Annotated in this window: 5 protein-coding genes; 3 read left to right on the top strand and 2 right to left on the bottom strand. The window is 71.6% G+C overall.

What is annotated here, in order from left to right:
• Positions 1–974 precede the first annotated feature (974 nt).
• Positions 975–1,679 (top strand): helix-turn-helix transcriptional regulator, encoded by a 705-nt coding sequence (locus VIW71_RS16045; RefSeq protein ID WP_331622968.1) that lies wholly within the window; start codon positions 975–977, stop codon positions 1,677–1,679.
• 48 nt (positions 1,680–1,727) lie between these two features.
• Here the strand turns inward: VIW71_RS16045 and VIW71_RS16050 are convergent, their stop codons facing one another.
• Positions 1,728–2,288 carry a thioesterase II family protein gene (locus VIW71_RS16050; RefSeq protein WP_331622971.1) on the bottom strand — a complete coding sequence of 187 codons (561 nt, stop codon included), beginning with the start codon at positions 2,286–2,288 and terminating at the stop codon, positions 1,728–1,730.
• On the opposite strand from VIW71_RS16050, the gene VIW71_RS16055 reads away from it, so the two are divergent.
• Positions 2,205–2,378 carry a hypothetical protein gene (locus VIW71_RS16055; protein ID WP_331622973.1) on the top strand — a complete coding sequence of 58 codons (174 nt, stop codon included), beginning with the start codon at positions 2,205–2,207 and terminating at the stop codon, positions 2,376–2,378. The genes VIW71_RS16050 and VIW71_RS16055 overlap by 84 nt on opposite strands.
• A gap of 203 nt (positions 2,379–2,581) precedes the next feature.
• Here VIW71_RS16055 and VIW71_RS16060 read toward each other — a convergent pair whose 3' ends face one another.
• Positions 2,582–4,252, bottom strand: a complete 1,671-nt coding sequence (locus tag VIW71_RS16060) for an AMP-binding protein (protein WP_331622969.1) — start codon at positions 4,250–4,252, stop codon at positions 2,582–2,584.
• A 219-nt stretch (positions 4,253–4,471) separates the two neighbouring features.
• Between VIW71_RS16060 and VIW71_RS16065 the strand changes: the two genes are divergently transcribed.
• A partial coding sequence (locus VIW71_RS16065) for an acyl carrier protein (RefSeq protein ID WP_331622970.1) occupies positions 4,472–4,946 on the top strand: 475 nt, incomplete at its 3' end.

Genomic DNA, 4,946 nt, shown 5'->3' on the forward strand with positions numbered 1-4,946 from the left:
ACAGCGACTTCGCGAGCGGCTGCTGCGTCTTGACCGGGTCGGGCGATGCGTACGACCACGCCGCCAGGGAGCCGCCAAAGGTGGTTCTCAGCAAGTCTGATGGGTTCCGCACCTGCGGCGGAGAGGCCGGCTGCTTCGGCAGGTGGCGGTGGAGGAGCTGGCTGCGGAGCTGGCCCCGGCCGAGGAGGCCGCGAGCCCGGCGGCGGGGGTGCGGGTGCCGCCGAAGGGCGCGGTGGTGCCGGTGTGGCGCGAGGGTCTGGACCCTGTGGCCGCGCTGGCGCCGGACTACCGGCGGCTGGTGGAGGCGGTGGCGTCCGGCGGGGAGGGCGGTGTCGGTCTGACCGTGCGGGAGGTGGCGGTCGTGGTGGGGTTGGGTCACCGCGGTGACGGAGAACCTGCGGCAGAAGGCGAAGCGGTTGGTGGAGCGGGGTTGGCTCGTGGCCGACGGGTCCGGGAGCCGGTTCATGCCGCGGCCGACTGCCAGCGGGTGACAATGCCGCGGGCCTGGCGATCGACGGCTTCTGCCCGGTACGAGCGCGCGGCCGACCCCTTCCGTTTCCAGTCCTGCCACGCGATGGGGTGCAGTTACAGCGAACCGTGGTCCGCCCCTTTCCTTTTCGCGGACCGCGGCCGTTCGAAGGACGCCGCGTCCCCGGCGATCGAGGCGAACCAGGTCTATGAGATCCACCCCAACGTCACGCTGCCCGGACCTGGGACACCTCTGCGCGGGCGACGTCGCCCTCGTCACGGAGGACGGCGCCGAGTGGATCTCCCGGACCCCCGCGGTCTCTTCCGCCTGGCCTGACGGAGCACCCCGAGCCGGAAGCCGTCCCCAGCCCGTTCCCCGTCCCTGATTCCGTCCGTGACACTTGAACATCCTTGACAAAAAAGCGAACTACTGCGACACACAAGGGCATGATTTGGATATGTAGCATGCCCGCGATTCCCCGCAATGCGGCATGCGCATGATCTGGGTGGATTCATCCCGTCAGGGCAGCGGCGCGGCAGAAACGCGCCTGCGCGCCGAAGGCGCCGTCGCCGTCCTGATCGAGCCGCAGGCGGTGACCCGCGCGGGTCTGCAGTACATGCTGGAGGAGGCGTGGCCGGTCAGCCGCGTGGTGGCCGTGGCCACCGCCGAGGACGTACCGGTGGAGCAGCTGACGACGTCGGTCACGGTCCTGCTCTCCACCAGCGCGCTCTCGCAGGGCGTTCACCGGCTGGACCCGCTCCTGGCCCGCCCGGGCGCCCGCCTGGTGCTGTTCGCCGCCGGCCTGGACCGCGACCGGCTGCACGTCGCGGCCGGCCTGCCCATCGACGCGGTGCTGCACGAGGAGGACCTGTCCGTGGCGACGCTGGCCGCCACGCTCGGCGCGTCCGGCCGTGACATCGTGTCGGTTTCCCGGAACACCCTGCGTGAACTGCTTCTTCTCGCCGCGGACTCCGGCCTGAGCGCCCCGGTACGGCCGTCGCTCAGCGCGCGCGAGCTGGACACCCTCCAGCTCATGGCCATCGGGCTGAGCAACCGCCAGATCGCCAAGAGCATGCGCATCACCGAGCACGGCGTGAAGCGGCATGTCGCCAACATCCTCGTCAAACTCGGCTGCCACAACCGCACGATGGCGGTCGCGTCCGCCCTCCGGCTCGGGCTCGTCGATGTGACGCAGAGGAATGACGGGTAACCGGCCGGTGCGGGTCCTCCCCGTACCGGCCGGGGGCCGGTCATCGGGTTACGCGACCAATGCGTCCGTCAGCCGTTCGCTGAACCCGGCCGGATCGTCCAGCTGGAAGAAATGATTCCCGGGCATTTCCGTGAACACGAACTCCGCACGGGTCTCCTTCCCCCATCCGCGCATGTCCGCTGGCGGCGCCTCGGGGTCGTCCCGGCCGGCGAATGCGTGAATCGGACAGCCCAGTGAAAGCCCGGCGCGGTACTCATAGGTCTCGAAGACCGCGAAATCGGCACGCAGGGTGGGAACCATGAGTTTCCGGAATTCCGCAGTGCGGGCGATTTCCTCCGGCATACCGTTCAGATCGACCGCGCTGAGCCACAGGTCCTCGTCGCTCAGCAGGCGGCGTTGGGGCAGTGCGGCCCGTCCCGCCGAGCGGGGCGCCTGGCAGCCGGAGACGACCAGCGCCTCCGCCTGCAGGCCGAAGCGGGCCTCCAGCACGCGGGCCACCTCGAAGGCGACGTAGGCCCCCATGCTGTGGCCCCACAGCGCGAACCGGCCGCGCAGCTCGGGCATGAGCTGGGGCAGCAGGGCCTGGACGACATCAGGCAGGCGGTCCAGCGCGGGCTCCCCGATGCGGAACTCCCGGCCGGGCAGCTCACCAGGCGCAGGGAGATACCGGGAGCGAGCCGCTGGGCGAAGGAGCGGTAGACGCCCGGCCCGGCCCCGGCGTGCGGCACGCACACGAGCGTCAGCGCCTGCGGTGACACGGGGACCAGGGGGCGGGAGAGCCACGCCGTGGTGTCCCCCGCGGAGTGGGCGGCGGTCAGCGGACGGTCGGCCATGTGATCCCTTTCTTCCCGGCACAGTCCGCCACGGTACGGCGGGCCTGTCGGCAGGACGGCGGGCGGCGCTCAGGAGACGGTGTGCAGCACGTCGAGGACACCCTTCTCGTACAGCTCACGCGCCATGCGGCGCTGGCGTTTACCGGAGGACGTCTTCGGCAGGGTGCCGGGCCTCACGAGCAGCACCTCGTGCGGTGCGTGCTCGGCCGCCGCGCTGACGGTGTCCCGCACCTCCCGGCCCAGCTCCCGCAAGTCGGTACGGGCGCTGCGGATCTCCGCCATGACGACCATGCGTTCCTGCCCGGGGAGGGAGAACGCGACGACGTTTCCCGCACGCACGCCCGGAACGCTCTCGGCGGCCGTCTCGTAGTCCTCGGGGTAGAGGTTCCGGCCGCCCGCGATGATCATGTCCTTGATCCGGCCGCAGATGACGAGTTCACCGGCGTCGAGGAACCCCAGGTCCCCCGTGGCCAGCCAGCCGTCCGGGCGGGAGTCCGGGTCGGCGCCGCCGAGGGCCGTCCAGTAGCCGGGCGTCACACCGGGCCCCCTCACCAGGACCTCACCGACCGCGCCCTCGGGAAGAACTCCGCCGTCCGCACCCTGGATGCGTACGTCGGTGCCGGCGACGGCGGGGCCGCAGCTCACCAGCGGGCGCTCCGGCCGCGCCTCACCGGCCTGGTCGCGGCCGGCGGCAGGACCGACGACGCGCGCGGGAGTGGTGGAGCTGCTGCCGGAGACCGCCAACGTCGCCTCCGCCAGGCCGTACATCGGGCACATGGCGGTGGGGCCGAACCCGTAGCGGCCGAGTGTCTCCTGGGTGCCGGACAGCGCGCCCGCGTCGATCGCCTCGGCGCCGATGACGGCGATGCGCAGCTGCGACAGGTCCAGCGGGGAGGGGCGCAGCGACTGCACCTTGGCGGCCAGCCAATAGGCGAAGGACGGCGCGGCGGTGAAGGTGCCGCCGTAATCGCTGATCGTGCGCATCCAGGCGGAGGGCTGCTGCATGAACGCCTCGGTGGGCATGGTGACGATGTTCGCGCCGCCCGCCGAGAGGCCGGCCAGGGACACGATGCCCATGTCGTGGTAGAGCGGCAGCCAGCTCACATAGGTGTCCTCGGGGCCGAACCCGACGTGCTCCCCCGCGGCCGCGATGTTGCCGATGAGCTGGGCCTGGGTGACCGGCACGGCGCGGGAGGCCGCGGTGGTGCCCGAGGTGAACTGGAGCAGGCCGATGCTGTCCGGCGACGGCATGGGCAGGGACGGCCCGGGCGCGGGGGTGTGCTCGCGCAGTCGGCGCAGGCTGACCACGGGCGCCCCGATGCGCCCGGCGAAGAGGCCGGCGTTCTGCTCCGTCGTCACCAGCAGCGCGGGCTGCGTGGCCTTGACCCGCTGCCGCACCTCTTCCAGGACGGTCTCGGCCTCCGTACGCCGCGACCGCGGCACCACCACCGGGGCCGCGCCGAGCCGCCAGATGCCGAACAGCGTGATCAGCAGGTCCTCCGTGGTGGGGGACAGCAGACAGACCCGGTCACCCGCGGACACGCCGTGTGCCCGCAAGGACGCGGCGGCCTGTTCGGCGAGCGCGGCGAGGTCGCGGTACGCGATGCGGCGAGGCCGCAGATTGGCGTCGAGCACGGTCAGGCCGGCTGCGGGGCGCGCCTTCAGCAGACCCTCGGCAATCGAGAGTCCGGTTGCCTCCGAAGCGAGAAACGTCCTGTTCCGGACAAGGTTCGAGGGCATGGTTGCCTCCCCGTCAGGCGATGTCTGCGCCGAGGCTAGGGCCCGGCCGCCGGTGCCGGATGAGGCAAACGGCTACCTCGCAGGGGTGATCGAATTGCGTCGTCGACGTAGCCGCTCGGCTACCCCGAACGCCCTGGCCCGACGGGCGTTGTCGCACACGTGCTCGGAAGGGAGTTTCTTAGCCTGCGCACAGATGCCTGCACTTCCGAGGGAGACACCATGGACGCCGCTCCTTTCCCGTCTTCTGAAGGGCCCGATCTGACCGACCCGGGTTTCGCCGAACTCCTCCTTCAAGAGCGGGACACCGCCTCGCGTCGTGACATGCTGACCGAGGCCCTGCTGGCGTTCCTGGTCCGGACGGGCGCGCTGGACGCGGACGCGGACTCCGAAGCCGTCGCGCTGCTGGACTCCCTGACCGCGGTGGAGCTCAACGCCGTCCTGGAGGCGCGGCTGGGGGTGGACCCCGGCCTGTCCGTGCTGCGCCATCCGGCCAGCGCCTCGGAGCTGGCCGAGACGGTCGCGGGCCTGCTGGACGGCGCGGCGCGGCCGGCGGGGGACGGCGTCCTCGTTCCCGATCCGGACAGCCGTTTCGAGCCGTTCCCGCTGACGGATCTGCAGCAGGCGTATCTGCTGGGCCGCGGCGGATTCTTCGCCCTCGGGAACGTGGCAGCCGGCTTCTACGCCGAAATCGACG

This window comes from Streptomyces sp., assembly GCF_036524955.1.
Classification (GTDB): Bacteria; Actinomycetota; Actinomycetes; order Streptomycetales; family Streptomycetaceae; genus Actinacidiphila.